Here is a 20676-nt window from a genome sequence, read left to right on the forward strand (position 1 = left end):
TGATGGTCTTAACCGGTTGCGGCAGCATCATCAGCCGCACCATGCCCGGCGCGGGGCATGGCCACCAGTACTATCCCGGCGTGCAGTGGGATTTGCGCGATACGCCCTGGCGTTACGTCACGGTGATAGATGTGCCGTTGTCGATGGTGGTGGACACCTTTATGCTGCCGTTCGATGCGCAGCACGGCCCCTATGAATAAACCTGCTCAGCGGGTGGCGAACACCACCAGCTGATAGCCTTTCTGCCCACAGTGGAAAGGTGCCAGCGCCGTCATGCCCAACCCTTGCACGTGAGCGGCCAACGAATGCGGATTGTCGTCGTCGATAAACAGCGCGCCCACGTCGTAGTCATGACTGGTGTGCGCTTTGACGGCGGCGTAGAGGCGTTTCAGCACGCCTTTGCCGCGCCAGGCGGCGTCGAGGCAAACCGGGCCGTAGAGAAACACCCGCTGCTCACTCAGCGCCCGCCCGGCGAAGGACTGCGTGGCGAGCGTCGCCAGCATCGCATCCACCACCGGCGGCCGAGGTTGCATGTCGGCGGGCATCAGGCAAACAAACCCTGCCAGTTGGCCCTCCTGTTCGGCCACTAGTATGCCGATGCCGCGGTTGATCGCCGTCAGCTGCGCCTCATTCATGCGCGATACGATAAATCCCTGTCGTTTTTGGCGCTCGTCGAGCGCTTCCGGCACGTTTTCCCCCTGCAGCTGCAAAATGGCGGGGTAGTCGGTAGAGCGGGCCCGGCGGATAATCATGCTGCCTCCTTGGCGATAAAAACGTGGTGCGGGTTAACGTTCATCCCATTCATCGGCCGCGGCTTGGCCTTCTTCGGTATCCAGCGGCGGCTCGAGCTGGAAGTCGCCTTCCTCCCATTCGTACAGGGTATTTTCGTCTATCCACTCGGCGGTGATCTCCACCTCGTCGTAGTCACCGTCGAATATCGCCTGCGCCGCCGCACCGCTGCGCAGCGGCAGGCATTCCACCGCTTCGCCCTCTTCTTCGAAGAACTCCGCTTGCCACATCGTGTCGCCATCCTGCATCACATACTTTTGCAGATTGAACTGCTGCGGCACCGGCGGTTCGTCATCGCCGCCGCCTTCGGCGGTGTCGATAAACTCTTCACGTGCGGCCTCGATGGCTTCTTCCAGGGTTGCATACAGGCTCATGTTCGCCTCCGTTGACAATGAGAGTAGAGCGCCCGGCGTACTGCCGGTGCGGTGGGAGAAACGTCAAAACTAATTGTTGTCTCACTGGCGCAGGATGCAAATTTTTTTGTTGTCCGCTTTGCGACGACGGTTGTCCGCAAAGCGGGAGAAGAGGAAGCGATGGCGGGAAATAATAGCGTTATCGTTCACTCAGGCATCAGGAGAAGCCCATGTTAATCGACCCGTCAAGCAAATACCGACCGTTCCCGCCCGTGGCGTTACCGGACCGCCAGTGGCCTGCGCGCACGCTGCGGCAGGCGCCGCGCTGGTGCTCCAGCGATCTGCGCGACGGCAACCAGGCGCTGGCGGAGCCGATGGATAACGCGCGCAAGCGCGAATTCTATCAATTGTTGTTGCAGTGCGGTTTCAAAGAGATTGAGGTGGCTTTCCCTTCGGCGTCGCAAACGGATTTCGATTTTGTGCGCACGCTGATCGACGAGCAACTGATCCCGCACGACGTCACGATTCAGGTGCTGACGCAGTCGCGCGACGATCTGATCGATCGTACCTTCGAGGCGCTGCAGAGTGCGCCACGGGCTATCGTGCATCTGTACAACGCCACGGCGCCGATGTTTCGCGACATCGTGTTCCGCCAGGATAAGGCCGCTACCGTGGCGCTGGCGGTGAACGGCGCGCGGCGCATTCGCCGGCATTGTGAGGCTCAGCCCGATACCGCCTGGTGCTTCGAGTATTCGCCGGAAACCTTTTGTTTTACGGAATTAGAGTTCGCGCTGGAGATCTGCGAAGCGGTGGCGGAGGTGTGGCAACCGGGGCCGCAGCGGCCGATGATTATCAACCTGCCGGCGACGGTGGAAGTGAGTACACCCAACGTGTATGCCGATCAGATTGAATGGTTCTGCCGCCATTTCAGCCGTCGCGCCGATGTGGCGATCAGCGTGCATCCGCATAACGATCGCGGTACCGGCGTGGCCTGCGCGGAGCTGGCGCTGTTGGCCGGCGCCGATCGGGTCGAAGGCTGCCTGTTCGGCAACGGAGAGCGTACCGGTAACGTCGATCTGGTTACGCTGGCGTTGAATCTTTATACCCAGGGCGTGGCGCCGGGCCTGGACTTCAGCCGCCTGAAACAGGTGGTGGAAGTGGTGGAACAGTGCAATCAGCTGCCGGTGCATCCTCGCCATCCTTATGCCGGCGAATTGGTGTTTACCGCCTTCTCCGGTTCGCATCAGGATGCGATCAAGAAAGGTTTCGCCGCGCAACGCCAGCGACAAGATGGCTGGTGGCAGGTGCCTTACCTGCCGCTCGATCCCGCCGATGTCGGCTGCAGCTATGAGGCGGTGATCCGGGTTAACAGCCAGTCCGGCAAAAGCGGCGCCGCCTGGCTGTTGGAGCAGAACCATGGGCTGGCGTTGCCGCGCGGTTTGCAGATTGATTTCAGCCAGGTGGTCCAGCGGGCGACCGACGGCAGCGGTAAGGAAATGAGCGTCGCGCAGCTGTGGCGCTTATTCCGCGACACTTACGGGCTGGTGGAGCAGCCGTGCTTGCAGCTGTTGAGCTACCAGACGGAAAGTCACGGGGTAGAGGCCTACAGTTTCAACGCGAGAGTCGCCTGGCAGGGGGAGACACTGCGGTTGCAGGGCGCTGGCAACGGCCTGCTTTCCAGCGCGGTGGATGCGCTGCGCCAACGCTTCGGCTTGCCGTTGGCGATCGAGGATTACCACGAGCACACGTTGGGGCATCAGAGCGACAGTCGAGCGGTGGCCTATATCCGCTGTGCGCTGCCGCACGGTGAGGCGAGCTACGGCGTTGGCATCGACGTTGACTCCGCCAGCGCCTCGCTGCAGGCGCTGTTCAACGTTGCCGGGCGCTATCTGTCGTCGGCACGGCTCGGCTGAAATAGTCGCTGGGCGCGACCCCCAATAACCGGCGGAACATGGCGCTGAACGCGCTGGGGCTGTCATAGCCGAGATCCAGCGCCACTTCCAACACCGAGCGGCCTGTCGCCAGCGCGTTCAACGCCGCCAACAAACGGGCGCGTCGCACCCAATCACTAAAATGCAGCCCGGTTTCTCGCTGGAAGCGCCGCGACAGGGTGCGTCCACTGACGCTGAGCTGAGCGGCCGCCTGTTCCAGCGTCCAGGGCTGTACCAGCGTAGTCTGAATATGGCGGCACAGGGCAAGCAGTGAGGCCTCACGCGGTTCGGGCAAGTGCAGCGGCAGGCTCGGCAGCATTCGCAACTCATCCAGGATCAGTTCCATCACGCGCTCATCGCGCCCGCCGCTGGGATAGCCGGGCGCAATCTCCATCGCGCTGATAATCAGCTCGCGCAGCAGCGGCGACACCTGCACCACCTGGCACTGAGCCGGCAGATCGGCGCGCGCCAGCGGATCGACAAACAGCGTCCTGGCCGCCACCTGGCCGGTGATGCGCAGGCTGTGCACCACTTTCGCCGGTACCCAGACGCCGCGGCCGGGTGGCACCACCCAACTGCCGAGCCGGGTGGTGACCTGCACCACGCCGCTCAGGCTGTGGATCAGCTGCGCGCAGTTATGGTAGTGCTCCGGCTCGCTGTCGCCGTGGCGATAATCCCTGGCTAACGGCCGGATGGGCTGATCGGGCGGCAGAACGTCGTGAAACAACAGCATTGTAAGCAGTCTCAGCACGGCAAAAGGGGAAATGACAGGATGCCATGCGGCGCTGTTTCACACCAGTCTGTGGCGTGGTACGGCAAAATAGTTTATAAAATGATATTATATAATTTTATATATTGATGGAGGAGCAATGGATATTGACGCGATGCGCAAGGCGGCGGCGCAGGCCGGCGCGATGCTGCGCACTCTGGGTAACGAAGATCGGCTGCTGCTGCTGTGCCGGCTCAGTCAGGGCGAGATGGCGGTGAGCGAGCTGGCGCAGGCGCTGGATATCCGCCAGCCGACGCTGTCCCAGCAGCTTGGCGTACTGCGGGAGGAAGGGTTGGTGTCCACCCGGCGCGCCGGCAAGCAGATTTACTATGCGGTGGCCGATGCTAAAGCGTTGGCGCTGCTCCACACCCTGTATCAACTTTATTGCCCGCAACCGGAGAACCGCGATGACCATTGACTGGCCACACTTCACGCCTTATTCCGCGCTGGCGGGAGGGGCTATTATCGGCGGCGCGGTGGCGCTGCTGCTGCTGTTCAACGGCCGGATCGCTGGCATCAGCGGCATTACCGGCGGTGTCTTGAGTGCCGCTGGCTGGGAGCGGGGCTGGCGCGCCGCATTTATTGGCGGGTTGCTGCTCTCGCCTTGGCTGTATGCTGCCGCTGCGACTTTGCCGTCCGGTGAGATCGCGATCGGCAACGGCGGGCTGGCGGCCGCAGGGCTGTTGGTGGGATTGGGCACTCGATTGGGCAGCGGTTGCACCAGCGGGCACGGCGTATGCGGCGTCGCACGGTTGGCGCCGCGTTCGCTGGCCGCCACGGCGGTGTTTATGCTGCTGGGCTTTATGACCGTGTGGTTGATGCGCTACCTGGCGGGAGGTTGAGAATGCTTAAAACGCTGTTGGCGCTGCTGAGCGGCATCATTTTCGGTCTGGGGCTGATCGTCGCCGGCATGGCCAATCCGGCCAAAGTGTTGGCGTTTCTCGACGTTACCGGCGTGTGGGATCCCTCGCTGGCGTTGGTGATGGCGGGTGCGATCGCGGTGGCGGCGCCGGCCTTCCTGTGGGCGAGGCGACGCGAGCGTAGCCTGTTGGGGGAAACGCTGCAGATCCCGGCCGCCGGGCGTCTGGATCGTCGTTTGCTGGCGGGCAGCGCACTGTTCGGCATCGGGTGGGGTATCGCGGGTATTTGCCCCGGTCCAGCCTGGGTGTTGGCCGGGGCGGAGATAAGCCGGGTATGGCCGTTCCTGCTGGCGATGCTGGCGGGTATGGCGCTGTATGACGTTATCATGAGGAGGAGGAGTACGTGTCGATAGCCAAAGCGGTGTTGCGCATCGCGCGCCCGACCGATCGGTTGCAAGAGATTGCTACGCTGTATTGCCGCGGGCTGGGTTTCGAAAAGCTGGGTGAGTTTGTCGATCATCAGGGGTTTGACGGCATGATGATTGGGCATCCGCAGCATGCCTACCATCTGGAGTTCACGCAGCATCGTGGGGTGCGGGTCGGGCAGGCGCCGACGCAGGATCATCTGCTGGTATTTTATCTGCCGGATGAGAACGAATGGCGGGCTGCGTGTGAGCGGATGCAGGCGGCAGGGTTTTTATCGGTCGCCGCCTATAATCCCTATTGGGATCGGGCGGGGCAAACCTTTGAAGATCCTGATGGCTATCGGGTGGTATTGCAACATCAGGCTTGGCAGGCATAAAAAAACCGGCGCATCGAGCGCCGGTTTGCGAGATAAAACGGGGTATCCGTCAGACGTTGGTCGCCGGTTTTTGCGCGCTCTTGGACTGGGTATTTTCCAGCATGCGGCGAATCGGCACGATCAGCACAATAAGCACGGCGGCGCAGATCAGCAGCGCGATGGAGCAGCGAGCGAACAGATTCGGCAGCATATCCAGTTGGTCGGCCTTGACGTGACCGCCGATCAGACCGGCCGCCAGGTTGCCCAACGCGCTGGCGCAGAACCACAGCCCCATCATCTGACCGCGCATTCTCTCCGGCGCCAGCAGCGTCATGGTGGCCAGCCCGATCGGGCTCAGGCACAGCTCACCCAGCGTCAGCATCAGGATACTGCCTACCAGCCACATCGGCGATACGCCGGCGCCGCCGTTGCTCAGCACATTCTGCGCGGCCAACATCATCAGGCCAAAACCACCGGCGGCGCACAGGATGCCGATCACGAACTTGGTGATGCTGCTCGGACGCACGTTATTGCGCGCCAGTGCAGGCCAGGCCCAGCTGAAGACCGGTGCCAGCAGGATGATGAACAGGGCGTTGATCGACTGGAACCACACCGCCGGGATCTCGAAGTCGCCGATCATGCGATTGGTGTAATCGTTGGCGAACAGGTTAAATGAGGTCGGTTTCTGTTCAAACGCTGACCAGAAGAACGCGGCGGAGATCAGCAGGATGAAGCACACCAGCAGGCGTGCGCGCTCTTTGCGGCTCAGGCCGGCAAAGGCGAACAGATAGATGAAGTACAGGGTGACCGACGCGGCGATGACGTACACTAGCACGCTGGCCACCTCGACCGGGTTGATAACGATCGTGCCCTGAGCGATCAGCACGATGGCCGCCACCAGGATGGCCGCCAACGCCAGCAACCAGGCACCGACGCCTTTTTTCTTCGCGACCGGGCTGTTCCAGGTGGAGTCCAGGCCCACTTCGCGATCATAGCGTTTCATCGCCGGGACGGCGAACACCCGGAAGATCACCAGCGCTACCAGCATCCCGATACCGCCGATGCCGAAGCCCCAGTGCCAGCCGTGTGACTTAATCAGCCAGCCGGAGATCAGCGGGGCGATGAACGAACCGATGTTGATGCCCATGTAGAACAGCGAGAAGCCGCCGTCGCGACGCGCATCGCCTTTCTTGTACAGCGTGCCGACCATCACCGAGATACAGGTCTTGAACAGGCCTGAACCGAGCACGATGAACATCAGACCGATGAAGAACAGGTTGGTGCCCATCACTGCGGACAGGGCGATCGACAGGTGGCCGAGCGCGATCAGGATCGAACCGTACCAGACGGCCTTGCGTTGGCCGAGCCAGTTATCTGCCAGCCAGCCGCCCGGCAGCGCCGCCAGGTACATGCTGCCGGCGAAGATGCCGACGATCGCCGACGCGTTCTCACGCGCCAGGCCCAGGCCGCCGTCGTACACGGTGGCAGCCATAAACAGGATCAGCAGCGGACGGATGCCGTAGAACGAGAAGCGCTCCCACATTTCGGTGAAGAACAAAGAACCCAGTGGATAGGGATGGCCGAAGAAGGTCCGGCTTTCTGACTTATTGACAGAGGATTGCATAACGATTTCCCAATAAAAGGCGCTGCAAGGCTGCAGCCCGTACTGTGGTATGTATGTGTATTTAATGAAGGCGATCCGCCCAATGCGGATTACCCGACAAACACCGCGGCTGCAACGCTGATAAACCGTGGAAAGCGTGCTGACCTTTTCTTCACTTGGCCGATGCTTCACATCTGGCGTGATATTATTTAACCATTTGATAACTGGTCGTTGGTTTTGTCTAGTACCTGTATCCCATTTTTTAGACGAAAAGTCGACAAGCATCTCCTTTTCTGGTTTTTCTGTTGGTTATGACAGGAATATGATTGACAGCGGGTTTTATGCGCTGAAAGTTAATTAATTGTTGATAAACAAGATGTTGAGATAAGAATGTTCTGAGCGGGGCGAAAGTTCACAGGCCTGAAGGAAGCATTATTAAAAGTAGGGGAAACGCGCCGTTGATCTGACCAACGGCGGAAAGTGGCGATAAATGCAGCTATGACTCTTCCTGCAGCGTGTCTTCCCGCCTATAGCTCGGCCGTCGCCGCAGACACCACCAGGAATAACCGGCGTTGAACAGCACCACCAGCGCGGTGACCGCGAAGACCGCGCGAAAACCGTAGCCGGCGGAGATTGCGGCGCCGAGCAGCGGGCCGCTGACGTTGCCAACATCGCGGAACGACTGGTTGTAGCTGAAAATACGGCCGGCCACCTGATTGGTGCAGTTGTAAATCAACAACGTCTGTACCGCCGGCAGCAACGCGCCGTCGGCCGCCCCCAGCAGAAAACGCAGTACCCCGAGCTGCCACGGCGTCTGCACGAACGCCATCGGGATCAGTAACAGCACCGAGACGATCAGCATAAAGACCAGAATGCGTTCCGGGCCAATGCGATCGCCCAGCTTGCCCAGCCGCGGGGCGCTCATCAATGCCGCGACGCCGGGCACTGAGGCGATAAGCCCGCTGATAAACGCCAGATTGTGGGTGGCGCCGGCCAGATCGCGCACATACAGCGTCAGGATCGGCGCAATCGAGCCGGTGGCGATCTGGATGATCATGGTGGTGACAAACAGGCTGAGCACCAGTTTCGGGTTCTTCAGCGAGGCGAACACCTGTTTTGCGTGCAACATGTCGCGTTTTTGCACCGGGGTAAATTGTTCTTTGACATACAGCAGCGTCAGTACGAAGCAGACGAATAACACTGCGGCGGTGATATAAAACACCGGGCGCAGGCCGTACAGATCGGCTAACAAACCGCCGATCAATGGGCCTATCAGCGCACCGCCGACGCCGCCGGTAGACAGGGTGCCGAGCGCCCAGCCGCTGCGGTTGCGCGGCACCTGGGTGGCGATCAGCGCGTTGGCGTTGGGAATGAACCCGCCGAGCAGCCCCAGCACCGCACGCAGCGCGAGAAACTCCCAGACCGTTTGCGCCATGCCCATCAGCGCCATGACGATCGCCATACCGAGCGCTGAACGCAGCAGCATCAGTTTGCGGCCGCGTCGGTCTGCCAGGGCGCCCCAGAACGGCGCGGCGATAGCGGAAAACAGGAAGGTGATGCTGAACAGCAGACCGGACCACATGTTGAGCGCCTGATGGCCGGTAACGCCCAGCGTCTCTACGTACAGCGGCAGAAACGGCATCACCAGGCTGAAGGCGGCGCCGGTGAGAAAACATCCCAGCCAGGCGACGAAAAGGTTGCGTTTCCAGTTAACGGGTTCTGCTGCCGAAGCCATAAATGTCCACTGCCGAAAGGTGACGCGTTTTGCCAGCGGCAAGATGAAGGGGCAAAACGTGAAAGTTAGCCTGGTAAGTATGCGCCGCAAGCGCAGCGACGGCAAACGAGGGGACAAAGATTGGGCGAAAAATGAAATAAAGTTTTAAAAATGACGTTTAAACCTTATTCCGCGCTTAGCGCGCGGAATTTACAGCGTTTTATAGTCCGGTCAGCGCCTCGAAACCGGCGGCGGTGGTGGTGGCGCTAAAGTCGGTGACCTCGTAGTGGGCTACGGCGTTGAAGGGATCTTCGGCCAGGATGGCGTCTAACTGCGCACGGTCAATGCCCTTGGCCAGGATCACGCCGCCGGTGCGGGGATTCTTACGGCCGGAGGCGATGAAGGTACCGTCCTGAAAATATTTTTTAAGCCAGTCGATGTGGCCTTCAAGGTGGCTGTCTACGTCGGCGATTGGGCGATGGTAGGTCAGGCTGACAATGTACATAACGGCTCCAGGGTGGGCGGCAAAGGCTTTACCATCCCACCCTCGCCGTCGATTCTCAAGAGGCGCGCAATAAAAAACCCGCCGGTGGCGGGTTGGCTTGATCAGTAGAGCGAAGGCTCGCCTTCCGGGCGGGTCTTGAAGCGGCGATGCAGCCACATGTATTGGTCCGGCGCCATCAGGATCTCTTTCTCCACCACCTTATTCATGAAGGCGGCGGCCTCGAGTTCGTTATCCAGCGGGAAGTTTTCCACCGCCGGTTGCATAATCAGCTCATACCCTTTGCCGTCCGGCAGGCGGCGCGGGGTGAACGGAACGATCGCCGGTTTACCCATCCGCACCAGCACGTAGCTGCCGGTGGTGGTGGCAGCCTTGTCCACCGCGAACAGCGGCACGAAAACGCTGCTGCGCGGGCCGTAGTCGTGATCCGGCGCATACCAGATGATATCACCCTGTTTCAGGGCGCGGATCATGCCTTTGATGTCTTTGCGGTCCAGCATCGATTTGTTGGAACGCATGCGGCCCCAGGTTTGCAGCCAGTCCATCAGCTTGTTGTCGTGCGGGCGGTAAACGCCGATGCCCGGGTTGTGAATGCCGAAGATGCGCGCGCCCAGCTCCAGCGTCAAAAAGTGCAGGCCAATCAGCAACACGCCCTGCTGGTTGTCGCGCGCTTGTTGGATGTGCTCCAGGCCACTGACCTTGAACCAGCGCTCGATGCGCCAGTTGGGCCAGAACCACGCCATGCCGGTTTCAAACAGCCCCATGCCGACCGATTCGAAATTCTTTACCACCAGCGCATCGCGTTCGGCCTGCGGCATGTCGGGAAAACAGAGCTCGAGGTTGCGTTGGGCGATAGCGACGCGTCGCTTGAGAAAGCGCATGGAAAATCGCCCAATCGAGGTGCCGAGCCAGTAGATGACGGGGTAAGGCAGCAACACCAGCAGGTACAGCAAGCCGATGCCGACCCAGGTCAGCCAATAGCGCGGATGCAATAAGGAACGATTGAAAGTAGGAACTTGAGTCATGGGTTCTCTGTTTGAATACGGTTGTTTAAGTGTAATGACAGAGTCATCGCATGGTCTGGCAGCCGGGTGAGCTCGGCGGCAAGGTTCGTTTCTGCCGTTTGTTTGCGACTATTGTGGCATTTTTCTGGCGATCCGGGAAAACACAACGCATTAAAATCCCTCTTTGGGCGTTAAATATGCATCGAATGCCGAATTTTTCCACAATCTTTCCTGCCAAAGATAATGGCGATATTATTACTGGTAATTATTCAGAGGGTAAATATTTTGGCACCATGGATCAGTGCGGGGCTGCTGGTTTTGGGCGCGACGGTCGGCAGCGTTGGCGCGCATCTGCAGGTGAACGCGATATTGGCGCTCGCCGGCGTGATGATGGCGCTCGGCATAGTGGCTTCTGCGTTTACCGAAGGCGACGGACACTGAACGGGGCGCTGGCGCCAGGGCTGCGCGGCGGCGGTTTTTCGGGTATGATATGCGCCGCGCGCGGGCCGGCAGGCGGCGCGCGATAATCAGTCACCTCCCGAAAGACAGGAAAGTACACCATGCCAGTGTTACATAACCGAATTTCTAATGAGGAACTGAAGGCGCGCATGCTGGCGGAAACCGAGCCGCGCACCACAGTTTCTTTTTACAAATACTTCTCCATCGACGATCCCAAAGCGTTTCGCGACAGCCTGTACGTTCAGTTCGAAAAACTGAAGGTGTTCGGCCGCATCTACGTGGCGAAAGAGGGCATCAACGCGCAGATCAGCGTGCCGCAGCATCACTTCGACGCGTTCAAAGCCGCGCTGTTCGCCTCGCACCCGGCGCTGGATCAGGTACGCCTGAATATTGCGCTCGAAGACGATGGCAAATCCTTCTGGGTACTACGCCTCAAGGTGCGTGAGCGCATCGTGGCCGACGGCATCGATGACGAGAGCTTCGACCCAAGCAACGTCGGCGAGTATCTGCAGGCCGATCGCGTCAATCAGATGATAGACGATCCGAATACGGTATTCGTCGATATGCGCAACCACTATGAGTACGAAGTCGGCCATTTCGAAAACGCCATTGAGGTGCCGTCGGATACTTTCCGCGATCAGCTGCCGATGGCGGTGGAGATGCTGCAGGACAGTAAAGACAAGAATATTGTCATGTATTGCACCGGCGGCATTCGCTGTGAAAAAGCCAGCGCCTATATGCTGCACAAAGGCTTTAAAAACATCTACCACGTGGAAGGCGGGATTATCGAGTACACCCGCAAAGCGAAAGAACAGGGGTTGCCGCTGAAGTTTATCGGCAAAAACTTCGTGTTCGATGAGCGTATGGGTGAGCGCATCTCCGACGATGTGATCGCCAACTGCCACCAGTGTGGAGCGCCGTGCGACACCCATACCAACTGCAAGAACGACGGTTGCCATCTGCTGTTCATTCAGTGCCCGAGCTGCGCCGCCAAATTTGAAGGGTGCTGTAGCGAGATTTGCCGCGAAGAGCTGAAGCTGCCGCGCGAAGAGCAACGCGCGCGCCGTGCCGGCCGTGAAAACGGCGTCAAGATCTTCAATAAGTCAAAAGGCTTGTTGCAGACTACGATGCACATTCCGGCACCGGAAGAAGAAGGCCCAGCCCGCTGAGCCTGAGGAAATGAGAAGCCCGGCCGCCAAACCGGGCTTTTTTTTATTTATTTCTCGCGTACGCCTTCTACGGAGATGATCAGCTCAACGTCTTGCGACGCCGGGCCCAGATCGGTGGTGATGCCGAAATCTTTCAGCTTGATCTTACCGTTGGCCTCAAAGCCGGCGCGGTAGCCGCCCCACGGATCGTTGCCCTGGCCAATCAGTTTGGCGTCCAGCGTAACGGGCTTGGTCACGCCGTTCAGCGTCAGGTTGCCGACCACCGCATAACCGTCGCCGCTTTTTTTCACTTCGGTGGATTCAAACTTGGCTTGCTTGTTCTTCTCCACGTTGAGGAACTCGGCGCTGCGCAGGTGCTTGTCGCGCTCGGCGTGGTTGGTGTCGACGCTGGCGGTATTGATGGTCACGTTGACCTTGTCCTTGGACGGATCTTTTTCGTCGAAGGTGAAGCCGCCGTCGAAGTCTTTAAAGCTGCCATACAGCCAGCTGTAGCCCAGGTGCTGGATGCGGAACTCGATAAAGGCGTGCTGGCCCTGTTTGTCGATCTTGTAGTCCGCCGCCAGTGCGGAACCGGCGCTCAGCAGCAGGGCGCCTGCGGTCAGGCCCAATACGGTCTTTTTCAACATAGCAATCTCCATAAATCCAAAGGTTAATCGGCGCTGCTACCCAGCATCCGTTTCAAAGTGACATCACGATCGATAAAGTGATGTTTAAGCGCGGCCAGCCCGTGCAGTACCGAAAGCACTACCACGGCCCAGGCCAGGTAAAGGTGTATGGCGCCGGCGGTGTCGGCCTGTTCCGCCATGCCGGTGACGGTGGCGGGCACGTCGAACCAGCCGAATACGCTGATCGGTTGGCCGTCGGCGGTCGAGATCAGATAGCCGCTGATCAGAATGCCGAACAGCACGGCATACAGCGCCAGATGCGCGAGAATAGCGCTGACGCGAGTGAGGCGACCATAGCTGGCCAGCGGCTTGGGTGGCGGCGAGACAAAGCGCCAGATCACGCGGATCACCATCACGATGAACAGCAGCGCGCCAATGCTTTTGTGGATCTCCGGCGCCTGATGGTACCAGACGTCGTAATAGCCCAGCGTAACCATCCACAGACCGAGTGCGAACATGCCGTACACCGTCAGCGCCACCAGCCAGTGGATTAACACTGACACATGGCCGAAACGATCGGCGGTATTTTTCCAGAGCATCCTGTTTCCTTCGATTACCGATTGGCTGGCTGCAATAATTAAACTTTAGGAAACATAAAATCAATAATAAATTTAACTATGTTACTTCTTAGAAATATTAGTCAGTGAATTTGTTTGAGATGTTCGGGCTTCATCAGATAAATCGTTGAAGATGATATTATTTCCCTCATGGGGCGGTTGTGCTAGTTGTTGAAAATTAGGCTTATTATCTATTAATGTCAGCTTTTGTCATTTTACGTAAATCGTCCATGAGTTGCTCGGTGGAATTATTTGTTGGCAAACGTTATGCCTATTTCTTGCGGCAAAGAGCAGGGCGGAAAGATTAATTTTTTCGAACGGTTAGGCGAAATCCTCTGCGGCGTGACGGTGGACTTTGCTACCATTAGCGCCAAGAGTCGGCTCTTGGTGGCCGGTTAACCCAGTGAAATAACAAGGAAACGTCATGGGCCGAACCCGTGTGACCGACAGTAGCCTGCGTCTGGCCGTCCTGCTGGCGATGTTGGTGATCATTTTGGCCGGGGTGAAAGCCGCCGCCGACATCGTGGTGCCGTTTTTGCTGGCGGTGTTCCTCGCCATGGTGCTGAACCCGCTGGTGGCGATGCTGGAACGCCGACGAGTGCCGCGTATCGTCGGGGTGACGCTGCTGGTGACGGCGGTGATCGTGGTCGTGATGCTGTTTATCGGCATGCTGGGTGCTTCGCTGAACGAGTTCGCCCGCTCGCTGCCCCAGTACCGCGGCATGATGATCGAGAAGCTGCGCGAGCTGCAGCATTACGCCGATCGCTTCAATATCAGTCTCTCCAGCGAAGCGATGCTGCAGTATGTCGATCCCAGCGCGGCGATGAATCTGGTCACCCGCATGCTGGGGCACCTGTCTGGCGCCATGACCAACGTCTTCCTGCTGCTGATGACCGTGGTGTTTATGCTGTTCGAAGTGCAGCTGCTGCCGTATAAGCTGCAGCAGGCGCTGGATAAGCCGAACGAGGGGCTCGCCGCGGTGCGGCGGGCGCTGGACGGCGTGACACGTTATCTGGTGATTAAAACCATCATCAGCCTGGCCACTGGGGTGATCGTCTGGATCTTCCTGGCGGCGGTCGGCGTGCGTTTTGCCTTTATCTGGGGGCTGCTGGCGTTTCTGCTTAACTACATTCCCAACATTGGCTCGGTATTGGCCGCCATTCCGCCGCTGATTCAGGCGCTGTTGTTCAACGGATTGGGTGATGCGCTGGTGGTGGCGGGTGGCTTTATCGCTGTCAACATGGTGATCGGCAATATCCTCGAGCCGCGCGTGATGGGGCGCGGGCTGGGGCTGTCGACGCTGGTGGTGTTCCTGTCGCTGATCTTCTGGGGCTGGCTGCTCGGCCCGGTGGGCATGCTGCTGTCGGTGCCGCTGACGATCGTGGCGCGCATCGCGCTGGAGACCACCGAAGACGGCTATCGGCTGGCGGTTATCCTGGGGGACGGTCGCCCGCCGCGCCAGCCTCCAGCGGCGCCGGAGTGAGGAATATTTTGCCATTCACGCCGGGCTGGGCGGCGTGGTGCAGCGCCGCTGCGTAGTGAGGCAAAGGATAAATCGCGGCGGGTGGGCGCAGCGCCAGCTGGCCGCGTCGCAACAGCTGGAATAACTGATAAAACGCCGTCTGCCATTGCGCCGGTGCCGCCTGTGCGTTCCATTTGCGCAAGTGGAACAGCGAAGCCCGCAGCTTTAACTCGTCCACCACGTGCCGCCAGTCTACCTGGCGGCCGCTAAGCAGGCCCAGCGCCACAAAATCGCCGCCGGTGCGGACCGCCCGCGCCAACTGCAATCCGTCTTCGCCGCCGATGCAGTCGATGGCCGCACGGGCGCCAAAATTCGTCATTTCCACCAGCTGCGACGCTTCGATAACGCGCCAGGCGCCGGCGGCCAGTAACGCCTGGCGATGAGCGGTGTTGCGCACCACGACCGCCAGACGAATGCCGCGCAGCGCCGTCATCTGCGCCAACAGCAGGCTAACGGCGGAACCGCCGCCGTTGAGCAGCAGTAAGTCGCCGGCGTTGAGCGGCAGCCATTGCGTCAACAGCACCCAGCAGGTGAGCGGGTTGATATAGATTTGCGCTGCGCAGGCGTCGTCGATGTCGTCCGGCACCCAGATCACCCGATCTTCAGGCAGCGTGACGAACGTTTGCCAACTGCCGTTACCCGCTACCGCCAGCGCGCGGCGGCCCGTTGAATGCCCATTCTGCGGGTTGACGACGACGCCCACGCCTTCATATCCCGGCACCTGAGGAAGGGCGATGCGGTGCGCGTATTGGCCGTGGATCGGGATCAGATCGGAAGGGTTGATCGGGGCATAGCGCATCTGCAATAACCGCTGTCCGGGGCGCAGCAGCGGTCTGCTCATCTGCTGCAATTCCAGCACCTGGGCAGGATCACCGAAGCGGTTGAAGCTCAATCGGGGAAATAACGGCGGCATGGATTACATGACGAAGAAGAAATAGACATCCAACGCCAGCAGCACTAGCCACAGACACAGGTACAGCACCAGGTGCTCACGCACGTTGTTGACGATAGCCGCCAGTATTCGGTTTAACATTTCAGCTGCCTGAAGAAAGGGACCTTTGATTATAGTCCTTTTCTCGGCGTCTTTTACAGCGCGCCGCGCGTGAGTGCGGGAAGAGAGGCGATAAAAAAGCCTGCGTTATCGCAGGCTTGAGGTTACACGGCCAGCAGCGCCAGCGGCGTCGAATTTGTTGGCGTGCTCGGCGGGTAGAAATAGCGCAGCACGTTATACAGCGAGTAGAACTCCAGCCGGTTGCGCGCGTTGATCTTCTCCGTGATGTGACGCTTGTGCACGTACACCGTATGCGAGCTGATTTGCAGCTTTTTCGCGATGCGGTAGTTGGGCATCTCCGCCATCCAATATTTCATCACCGTCAGTTCCTGCGGACTGAACAAGGAACGCTCTTCGCCGTCATCGGCCAGCGCCAGCGGATTTTCGCGCAGCGTGCGTAAAGTGAGTGGCAGAATGCTTTTATTGAACAGAAAGGCGTTATCGGCGATGCGCATTGGCGTTTCGCTGTAAGGGTAAGGCGTATCGAGATAGATAAACAGCAAGGCAGACTGGCTGGCTTCCATAAACGCCAGCAGCTGCGCGTCTGCTTCGTTATAACGGCACTGGTTGCTGAGGTTCACCAGAATGTGGCTCGGCTGAAAGCTGGCCAACAGCGGCGTAGCGTATTCAATGCTGTGGCAGCACTTGATCGTCGTAATCCCACTATCAGCAAAGTAGCTGGCTATACCGACCCGGGTGAAGCAGCATTCGTCCACGACAAGTAGTTTCATGGTGACGTCCTTGTTGAAAGCCGATGGAGCATATCTTCTGTAAAATAGGACTTACACTGCAAGTGTTCAATTCGGAAATTCAAATGCTGAATATAAGAAATTTCCGTTATCAGGATTTTTACTTGGTATTTAAAAGAGTTAGCAGGTTAATAAATTGTAACCGCTAAATTTTGCTGTCCAGGGCACGACGGCAACCTGGACAGAGAAATCCTTCGCTTAGCTAAATCGTTTCAAACCAAAGCTGGAGACGTCGACCGGCGGCGCTTTGTCCTGCGCGAACAGCGCGGCAATCTCACCCAACGCGCTGGCGAACTTGAAGCCGTGGCCGCTCAATCCGCTGATAACCATCAGGCGATCGCAATCCGGCAGCGTATCGATAATAAAGTCTTCGTCGGGGCTCATATCATAACTGCAGGCTTCGCCGTGTAAACATACGCCTACACCCGGTAAAAATTGCCGCAGGAAGGAGAAAACTTCCGTGCCGTCGCTGGCGTAGCTGCCGAAGGGTTTGCGCTGCTCGGGGGCATCCATCGGCTGGCCGCCGTCGTGCTTGCCTACTTTCAGGCCGTCGTTATCCGCCGGGAAACCGTAATAGTGCGTGCCGTCTTGCGCTTCGACGGTAAAGGCCGGGAAACGATTGTTCACGCTGTAGCGGCCATCTGCCTGATGCCAGGAGAAGACTTTGCGCAGTGGCGCGACGGGTAACTGCGGCAACAGCGCGTTGACCCAGGTACCGGCGGTGATCACCGCTTTTCGCGCCGTGAAACGCCCTTCGCCGGTGATGACCTCAACGCCGCCCTCGATAGGCTCCACCGCGCTGACCGGGCAGTTGAACAACTGGCTGCAGCCGGCTTCTTTTGCTAGCTTGATCAGAGTGGCTATCGCCAGCTCAGCATGCAGGAAGCCGGCGTCGGGCTCGAACACGCCGACATAACCTTCCGGGGCCCGGAATTCCGGCCAGCGTTGAGCGATCTGTTCGGCGCTGAGGGTTTGCGCATTCAGACGGAATGTTTGCGCGCTCTGCTGAGCATTGCGAATGAAGTCGGAGTGCTGCGGCCCCAAATTGAGGACGCCGCACGACTGAAACAGTTCCTCGCCGGATTGTTGAATCAGCGCATTCCACAGCGCCTGGGCGCGTAGCACCAGCGGCACGTACTTTTCGCCTTCGCCGTAAGCGTGACGGATGATGCGGGTATCGCCGTGATGGCTGCCGTTGCGGTGCGGAGGAATGGCGCTGTCGATCATCAGCACTTTCAAGCCGGCCCGCGTGGCGTAATAGCCTGCCGCTGCGCCGACGGAACCGCTGCCCACCACAATCAAATCATATTCCACGTACCCACCCTCTCTGATAGCGATTTCTTATCGCCCCATGATAAAAGGTTGGCGAGCGCAATGCACTGATTGAACGATGAAAGGCAAAGAAAAAGGCGCCGGGAATGGTCGCGGCGCCTTAGAGGTTAGGAGACGATAAATCAATGTTTTCTGCGATCAAGATCCTGGTAATCCGTAGCTTCAATCTTGGCGATGCCGGCTTCTAAGATATTGATTAATTGACGGGCGACATCTGTAGTCAGCCAAAGCGTTCGGTCTACTTGGGCTTCTTCGGGCGTTTGGTCTAGTGAAGACAGGTAATGAAGGCGTATCATCATGGCGTCGTAAACGTCGACAGTACTGATATCCCAACCGACAAGCGGGTGCGTCTGAATTACTTCATCATTTCTGTCCATAAAGACCCCTTATTGAGTAGTAACTACCGTGAGTGACTAACGAGGATCAATGCGGCTCATCATCATGAGAGCAATTACAGTATACGCATCCGCTTTCATCGGTGGAGGGGGTTGTCACCGAAATTTGCAAAATAAATATTTATTTGAACAATTATTCTACAAATTTGCAGGTGCAGCAGTGGACGAGTCAAGCGCAGCGCGTTATTCCGCGTCGGCAGGTGGCGATGCACCATGCAGACATTTTTCCAGCTCTTCGGCCAAATGGGCGAAATGCTTTTGCGTTTCGGCATCACGATTCTGGCTGTGCGATTCCAGCTTCAGGCTGTGGATCAGCCGTTGGTTGGCTTTGTCATCCAGGCTGAAGGCCAGATAAGAGAAAGCTACTTCCAGTACGTTCAAGCGCCTTTTCTGATCGGCAATCAGCGCCAGCAGTTCGCCAAACGTCATTGCGTCTTCGGATTTCACCTTGTCCGGGGCCATGCTTACTCCTTTGCGTTAAATACAGCGCTGAGGCAGATTTTGTTTCAGAGTAAGGGTAAGCGATGAATGGGCAGGGCGCCAGAAACAAAAAAGCCGGAGAGCGACCCCCGGCAAAAACAGCATTGCAGTGTTATTCTGCGCTAAACCATTCGTCCGCGCTTTCCCAGGTTTCCTGAAGGATTTCCTCGATCAGATCCCGATCGGTTTTGGCGCCCCCCAGCACGGAGAGCCCGTTGGCGCCGGCATAACGTACATGAACGACGGCGTCTGGAAACTGGCGATTGACCCGTTTGCCCAGTTCACCGGTCAGCGCCTCAATGGCGCCCGACGGTAGCGGCCGGGTTTTATCTAGAGTGACTTCAACACGCATAATTGCCCCCGAAGCGATTTACTGTTTATTTATACAGTTAACCGAGTGCGAGGGCAAGAGGGCGATGCAAAAATATCAGTCTTTCAGCGACCAGTTCAGGGTTTCACCCGCCAGGAAGGGGATCACGGATTCATTGCCGAGGGTAATCTCTTCCGGTTGGGTGGTTGGCACGCGCTGCAGTTCGATGAAGTCTTCGTTGAGCGGCAGGCCATAGAAGCGTGGGCCGTTGAGCGAGCAGAAAGCCTCGAAGTGCTCCAGTGCGCCGAGCTGTTCGAAGACCGCTGCGTAAGCCGGGATGGCATTCGGCGCATTGAAGCAGCCGGCACAGCCGCAGCTGGACTCTTTGCGATGCTTGAGGTGCGGCGCGGAGTCGGTGCCGAGGAAGAAACGGTCCGAGCCGCTGGCAACCGCCTGACGCAGCGCTTCCTGATGGACGTTGCGCTTGAGGATCGGTAGGCAGAACAGGTGTGGGCGAATGCCGCCGACCAGCATGTGGTTGCGGTTGAACATCAGGTGTTGCGGCGTGATGGTGGCGCCGAGGAAACGGTTGCCTGCCTGCACGTACTGTGCCGCTTCTTTGGTGGTGATGTGCTCGAAGACGATTTTCAGCTCCGGGAAGTGACGGCGGATAGGCTCCATCACCTGTTCGATAAAGCGCGCCTCGCGGTCGAAAATATCGACGGCAGGATCGGTCACTTCACCGTGGATCAGCAGCGGCATGCCGATTTTTTGCATTTGCTCGAACAGTGGGTAAATGCCGGTCACGTCGCTGACGCCGTGGCTGGAGTTGGTGGTGGCGTTGGCCGGATACAGCTTGGCGGCGGTAAACACCCCTTGCTCGAAACCGCTGACCAGTTCACTGGCCGCCAGAGAGTTGGTCAGGTAACAGGTCATCAGCGGAGTGAAGTTGTGACCCTGCGGCACCGCCGCCAGAATCCGATCGTGGTAGGCGCGTGCGGCGGCCACGGTCGTCACGGGCGGAACCAGGTTCGGCATCACGATCGCCCGGCCAAATACCTGGCTGGTATAGGGCACCACCGTTTTCAGCATCTCATCGTCACGCAGGTGGATATGCCAGTCGTCTGGGCGGCGGATTTTCAGAACTTGAGGTTGTGCGGTCATCTAGCTAGGCTCCGGCGGTCAAATACGTCTAATGAAAAGCGAATAATGGGTTTATTCACGCCGGGGTGTAAGGATAAGCGGAAAGTGCCGCAGATGCATCTGTTTGTTGGCGACAAGTTGAAATCAACGGCGCAGCAGGCGCATAGTGACAAGGATTTCAACGATGCCGACGCCAATACCGTCGACTTTCATCAAGTGGAAAGGGAGAAAACAATGGAAGTACGCGTTATCGCCACCCTGCAAGCGAAAGCGGGATTTGAGGCCGCAGTCAGTGAAGCGGTGCACGACATTCTCGAGCCGAGCCGCCAGGAGCTGGGCAACCTGCAATATGATTTGCATCGCGATCTGGAAAAGCCGGGCACCTTCGTGTTCTTTGAGCGTTGGGCCAGCAGCGAAGCGCTGGATAAGCATAATGAGACGGCGCATTTTCAGCAGTTCGTCAGTCGACTTGACGGCAAGTTGGATGTTCTGGACATCAAGAAACTGAAAAAGATCGCCTGAGCTTTTTACAGGCAAG

The 20676-nt window shown here is 58.5% G+C and carries 27 protein-coding genes; 10 read left to right on the forward strand and 17 right to left on the reverse strand.

What is annotated here, in order from left to right:
- The first annotated feature begins 2 nt into the window (after nucleotides 1–2).
- Entirely contained in the window at nucleotides 3–200 is a 198-nt protein-coding gene (locus ACSJLU_RS09210) for a YceK/YidQ family lipoprotein (RefSeq protein ID WP_049205154.1), read from the forward strand.
- A gap of 6 nt (nucleotides 201–206) precedes the next feature.
- Here the strand turns inward: ACSJLU_RS09210 and ACSJLU_RS09215 are convergent, their stop codons facing one another.
- The gene (locus ACSJLU_RS09215; protein ID WP_342096597.1) at nucleotides 207–752 is read right to left on the reverse strand and encodes a GNAT family N-acetyltransferase; all 546 of its coding nucleotides are present in this window, start codon (nucleotides 750–752) and stop codon (nucleotides 207–209) included.
- A 33-nt stretch (nucleotides 753–785) separates the two neighbouring features.
- Nucleotides 786–1163, reverse strand: coding sequence for a MysB family protein (locus ACSJLU_RS09220; protein ID WP_033638020.1), 378 nt, complete (start codon nucleotides 1161–1163; stop codon nucleotides 786–788).
- A 209-nt stretch (nucleotides 1164–1372) separates the two neighbouring features.
- Here ACSJLU_RS09220 and leuA point away from each other — a divergent pair, with 209 nt between their 5' ends.
- Nucleotides 1373–3055 (forward strand): 2-isopropylmalate synthase, encoded by a 1683-nt coding sequence (leuA, locus tag ACSJLU_RS09225; RefSeq protein ID WP_342096596.1) that lies wholly within the window; start codon nucleotides 1373–1375, stop codon nucleotides 3053–3055.
- Here leuA and ACSJLU_RS09230 read toward each other — a convergent pair.
- Nucleotides 3012–3806, reverse strand: a complete 795-nt coding sequence (locus tag ACSJLU_RS09230; protein WP_043141755.1) for an AraC family transcriptional regulator — start codon at nucleotides 3804–3806, stop codon at nucleotides 3012–3014. The two genes, leuA and ACSJLU_RS09230, sit on opposite strands and share 44 nt — an antisense overlap.
- A gap of 136 nt (nucleotides 3807–3942) precedes the next feature.
- On the opposite strand from ACSJLU_RS09230, the gene ACSJLU_RS09235 reads away from it, so the two are divergent.
- Genes ACSJLU_RS09235 through ACSJLU_RS09250 form a run of 4 tightly spaced genes read left to right on the forward strand, consistent with a single transcriptional unit; the run spans nucleotide 3943 to nucleotide 5504 of the window.
- Nucleotides 3943–4260 carry an ArsR/SmtB family transcription factor gene (locus ACSJLU_RS09235; RefSeq protein ID WP_033638023.1) on the forward strand — a complete coding sequence of 106 codons (318 nt, stop codon included), beginning with the start codon at nucleotides 3943–3945 and terminating at the stop codon, nucleotides 4258–4260.
- A complete protein-coding gene (locus tag ACSJLU_RS09240) occupies nucleotides 4250–4684 on the forward strand; it encodes a YeeE/YedE family protein (RefSeq protein WP_049208439.1) in 435 nt (144 codons plus the stop codon). The genes ACSJLU_RS09235 and ACSJLU_RS09240 overlap by 11 nt, the downstream gene beginning before the upstream one ends.
- A gap of 2 nt (nucleotides 4685–4686) precedes the next feature.
- Entirely contained in the window at nucleotides 4687–5115 is a 429-nt protein-coding gene (locus ACSJLU_RS09245) for a YeeE/YedE family protein (protein WP_043141748.1), read from the forward strand.
- Complete coding sequence (locus ACSJLU_RS09250; RefSeq protein ID WP_025302393.1) at nucleotides 5106–5504, forward strand: VOC family protein; 399 nt, start codon at nucleotides 5106–5108, stop codon at nucleotides 5502–5504. Before ACSJLU_RS09245 ends, ACSJLU_RS09250 begins: the two co-directional genes overlap by 10 nt.
- 49 nt (nucleotides 5505–5553) lie before the next feature.
- On the opposite strand, the gene ACSJLU_RS09255 is transcribed toward ACSJLU_RS09250, so the two are convergent.
- The 4 genes from ACSJLU_RS09255 to ACSJLU_RS09270 all read right to left on the reverse strand — a co-directional run bounded on the left by ACSJLU_RS09255 (nucleotide 5554) and on the right by ACSJLU_RS09270 (nucleotide 10327).
- Entirely contained in the window at nucleotides 5554–7107 is a 1554-nt protein-coding gene (locus ACSJLU_RS09255; protein WP_043141745.1) for a peptide MFS transporter, read from the reverse strand.
- Nucleotides 7108–7582: 475 nt separating this feature from the next.
- Nucleotides 7583–8821 (reverse strand): multidrug efflux MFS transporter MdtG, encoded by a 1239-nt coding sequence (gene mdtG / locus ACSJLU_RS09260; RefSeq protein WP_197835939.1) that lies wholly within the window; start codon nucleotides 8819–8821, stop codon nucleotides 7583–7585.
- Between the two features lie 199 nt (nucleotides 8822–9020).
- Nucleotides 9021–9305 carry a YciI family protein gene (locus ACSJLU_RS09265; RefSeq protein ID WP_380825448.1) on the reverse strand — a complete coding sequence of 95 codons (285 nt, stop codon included), beginning with the start codon at nucleotides 9303–9305 and terminating at the stop codon, nucleotides 9021–9023.
- Nucleotides 9306–9406: 101 nt separating this feature from the next.
- Nucleotides 9407–10327, reverse strand: a complete 921-nt coding sequence (locus tag ACSJLU_RS09270) for a Kdo(2)-lipid IV(A) acyltransferase (RefSeq protein ID WP_025302397.1) — start codon at nucleotides 10325–10327, stop codon at nucleotides 9407–9409.
- A 264-nt stretch (nucleotides 10328–10591) separates the two neighbouring features.
- Here ACSJLU_RS09270 and ACSJLU_RS09275 point away from each other — a divergent pair, with 264 nt between their 5' ends.
- Together ACSJLU_RS09275 and trhO are read left to right on the forward strand one after the other, a co-directional pair.
- Nucleotides 10592–10747: a histidine kinase gene (locus ACSJLU_RS09275; protein ID WP_225735595.1), complete on the forward strand. Its 156-nt coding sequence runs from the start codon at nucleotides 10592–10594 to the stop codon at nucleotides 10745–10747.
- Between the two features lie 119 nt (nucleotides 10748–10866).
- On the forward strand, nucleotides 10867–11934 hold the full coding sequence (gene trhO, locus ACSJLU_RS09280) for an oxygen-dependent tRNA uridine(34) hydroxylase TrhO (protein ID WP_025302399.1): 1068 nt from the start codon (nucleotides 10867–10869) through the stop codon (nucleotides 11932–11934).
- Between the two features lie 47 nt (nucleotides 11935–11981).
- On the opposite strand, the gene ACSJLU_RS09285 is transcribed toward trhO, so the two are convergent.
- Together ACSJLU_RS09285 and ACSJLU_RS09290 are read right to left on the reverse strand one after the other, a co-directional pair.
- Nucleotides 11982–12560, reverse strand: coding sequence for a YceI family protein (locus ACSJLU_RS09285; protein WP_016928208.1), 579 nt, complete (start codon nucleotides 12558–12560; stop codon nucleotides 11982–11984).
- 23 nt (nucleotides 12561–12583) lie between these two features.
- The gene (locus tag ACSJLU_RS09290) at nucleotides 12584–13138 is read right to left on the reverse strand and encodes a cytochrome b (RefSeq protein WP_033646456.1); all 555 of its coding nucleotides are present in this window, start codon (nucleotides 13136–13138) and stop codon (nucleotides 12584–12586) included.
- A 442-nt stretch (nucleotides 13139–13580) separates the two neighbouring features.
- On the opposite strand from ACSJLU_RS09290, the gene ACSJLU_RS09295 reads away from it, so the two are divergent.
- Nucleotides 13581–14639, forward strand: coding sequence for an AI-2E family transporter (locus tag ACSJLU_RS09295; RefSeq protein ID WP_049205122.1), 1059 nt, complete (start codon nucleotides 13581–13583; stop codon nucleotides 14637–14639).
- Here ACSJLU_RS09295 and ACSJLU_RS09300 read toward each other — a convergent pair.
- The 8 genes from ACSJLU_RS09300 to pyrC all read right to left on the reverse strand — a co-directional run bounded on the left by ACSJLU_RS09300 (nucleotide 14587) and on the right by pyrC (nucleotide 20159).
- Nucleotides 14587–15519 carry a zinc-dependent alcohol dehydrogenase family protein gene (locus ACSJLU_RS09300; RefSeq protein WP_380825443.1) on the reverse strand — a complete coding sequence of 311 codons (933 nt, stop codon included), beginning with the start codon at nucleotides 15517–15519 and terminating at the stop codon, nucleotides 14587–14589. The two genes, ACSJLU_RS09295 and ACSJLU_RS09300, sit on opposite strands and share 53 nt — an antisense overlap.
- A 75-nt stretch (nucleotides 15520–15594) precedes the next feature.
- Entirely contained in the window at nucleotides 15595–15711 is a 117-nt protein-coding gene (locus ACSJLU_RS09305) for a DUF2770 family protein (protein ID WP_004927822.1), read from the reverse strand.
- Between the two features lie 122 nt (nucleotides 15712–15833).
- Nucleotides 15834–16460: a LuxR C-terminal-related transcriptional regulator gene (locus ACSJLU_RS09310; protein WP_025302402.1), complete on the reverse strand. Its 627-nt coding sequence runs from the start codon at nucleotides 16458–16460 to the stop codon at nucleotides 15834–15836.
- Nucleotides 16461–16676: 216 nt separating this feature from the next.
- Complete coding sequence (gene solA, locus ACSJLU_RS09315) at nucleotides 16677–17792, reverse strand: N-methyl-L-tryptophan oxidase (protein WP_308369530.1); 1116 nt, start codon at nucleotides 17790–17792, stop codon at nucleotides 16677–16679.
- A 140-nt stretch (nucleotides 17793–17932) separates the two neighbouring features.
- Nucleotides 17933–18187 carry a biofilm formation regulator BssS gene (gene bssS / locus ACSJLU_RS09320; RefSeq protein ID WP_004927812.1) on the reverse strand — a complete coding sequence of 85 codons (255 nt, stop codon included), beginning with the start codon at nucleotides 18185–18187 and terminating at the stop codon, nucleotides 17933–17935.
- Between the two features lie 201 nt (nucleotides 18188–18388).
- Complete coding sequence (locus ACSJLU_RS09325; protein WP_004927809.1) at nucleotides 18389–18667, reverse strand: hypothetical protein; 279 nt, start codon at nucleotides 18665–18667, stop codon at nucleotides 18389–18391.
- 130 nt (nucleotides 18668–18797) lie between these two features.
- Entirely contained in the window at nucleotides 18798–19037 is a 240-nt protein-coding gene (gene dinI / locus ACSJLU_RS09330) for a DNA damage-inducible protein I (RefSeq protein ID WP_043141722.1), read from the reverse strand.
- 75 nt (nucleotides 19038–19112) lie between these two features.
- Complete coding sequence (gene pyrC, locus ACSJLU_RS09335) at nucleotides 19113–20159, reverse strand: dihydroorotase (RefSeq protein ID WP_380825438.1); 1047 nt, start codon at nucleotides 20157–20159, stop codon at nucleotides 19113–19115.
- Between the two features lie 213 nt (nucleotides 20160–20372).
- On the opposite strand from pyrC, the gene ACSJLU_RS09340 reads away from it, so the two are divergent.
- The gene (locus tag ACSJLU_RS09340) at nucleotides 20373–20660 is read left to right on the forward strand and encodes a putative quinol monooxygenase (protein ID WP_025302406.1); all 288 of its coding nucleotides are present in this window, start codon (nucleotides 20373–20375) and stop codon (nucleotides 20658–20660) included.
- Nucleotides 20661–20676: the final 16 nt, after the last annotated feature.

Origin of the sequence: Serratia bockelmannii (assembly GCF_051803255.1) — a bacterium.
In the GTDB taxonomy this organism is placed as follows: domain Bacteria; phylum Pseudomonadota; class Gammaproteobacteria; order Enterobacterales; family Enterobacteriaceae; genus Serratia; species Serratia bockelmannii.

Coding starts and splice junctions, on each gene's coding strand:
- ACSJLU_RS09215 (WP_342096597.1), bottom strand. CDS start 752: ATGATTATCCGCCGGGCCCGCTCTACCGACTACCCCGCCATTTTGCAG.
- pyrC (WP_380825438.1), bottom strand. CDS start 20,159: ATGACCGCACAACCTCAAGTTCTGAAAATCCGCCGCCCAGACGACTGG.
- bssS (WP_004927812.1), bottom strand. CDS start 18,187: ATGGACAGAAATGATGAAGTAATTCAGACGCACCCGCTTGTCGGTTGG.
- ACSJLU_RS09220 (WP_033638020.1), bottom strand. CDS start 1,163: ATGAGCCTGTATGCAACCCTGGAAGAAGCCATCGAGGCCGCACGTGAA.
- ACSJLU_RS09325 (WP_004927809.1), bottom strand. CDS start 18,667: ATGGCCCCGGACAAGGTGAAATCCGAAGACGCAATGACGTTTGGCGAA.
- ACSJLU_RS09340 (WP_025302406.1), top strand. CDS start 20,373: ATGGAAGTACGCGTTATCGCCACCCTGCAAGCGAAAGCGGGATTTGAG.
- ACSJLU_RS09310 (WP_025302402.1), bottom strand. CDS start 16,460: ATGAAACTACTTGTCGTGGACGAATGCTGCTTCACCCGGGTCGGTATA.
- ACSJLU_RS09235 (WP_033638023.1), top strand. CDS start 3,943: ATGGATATTGACGCGATGCGCAAGGCGGCGGCGCAGGCCGGCGCGATG.
- ACSJLU_RS09270 (WP_025302397.1), bottom strand. CDS start 10,327: ATGACTCAAGTTCCTACTTTCAATCGTTCCTTATTGCATCCGCGCTAT.
- leuA (WP_342096596.1), top strand. CDS start 1,373: ATGTTAATCGACCCGTCAAGCAAATACCGACCGTTCCCGCCCGTGGCG.
- ACSJLU_RS09240 (WP_049208439.1), top strand. CDS start 4,250: ATGACCATTGACTGGCCACACTTCACGCCTTATTCCGCGCTGGCGGGA.
- ACSJLU_RS09245 (WP_043141748.1), top strand. CDS start 4,687: ATGCTTAAAACGCTGTTGGCGCTGCTGAGCGGCATCATTTTCGGTCTG.
- ACSJLU_RS09230 (WP_043141755.1), bottom strand. CDS start 3,806: ATGCTGTTGTTTCACGACGTTCTGCCGCCCGATCAGCCCATCCGGCCG.
- ACSJLU_RS09285 (WP_016928208.1), bottom strand. CDS start 12,560: ATGTTGAAAAAGACCGTATTGGGCCTGACCGCAGGCGCCCTGCTGCTG.
- trhO (WP_025302399.1), top strand. CDS start 10,867: ATGCCAGTGTTACATAACCGAATTTCTAATGAGGAACTGAAGGCGCGC.
- mdtG (WP_197835939.1), bottom strand. CDS start 8,821: ATGGCTTCGGCAGCAGAACCCGTTAACTGGAAACGCAACCTTTTCGTC.
- ACSJLU_RS09300 (WP_380825443.1), bottom strand. CDS start 15,519: ATGAGCAGACCGCTGCTGCGCCCCGGACAGCGGTTATTGCAGATGCGC.
- dinI (WP_043141722.1), bottom strand. CDS start 19,037: ATGCGTGTTGAAGTCACTCTAGATAAAACCCGGCCGCTACCGTCGGGC.
- ACSJLU_RS09295 (WP_049205122.1), top strand. CDS start 13,581: ATGGGCCGAACCCGTGTGACCGACAGTAGCCTGCGTCTGGCCGTCCTG.
- ACSJLU_RS09290 (WP_033646456.1), bottom strand. CDS start 13,138: ATGCTCTGGAAAAATACCGCCGATCGTTTCGGCCATGTGTCAGTGTTA.
- ACSJLU_RS09305 (WP_004927822.1), bottom strand. CDS start 15,711: ATGTTAAACCGAATACTGGCGGCTATCGTCAACAACGTGCGTGAGCAC.
- ACSJLU_RS09265 (WP_380825448.1), bottom strand. CDS start 9,305: ATGTACATTGTCAGCCTGACCTACCATCGCCCAATCGCCGACGTAGAC.
- ACSJLU_RS09210 (WP_049205154.1), top strand. CDS start 3: ATGGTCTTAACCGGTTGCGGCAGCATCATCAGCCGCACCATGCCCGGC.
- ACSJLU_RS09255 (WP_043141745.1), bottom strand. CDS start 7,107: ATGCAATCCTCTGTCAATAAGTCAGAAAGCCGGACCTTCTTCGGCCAT.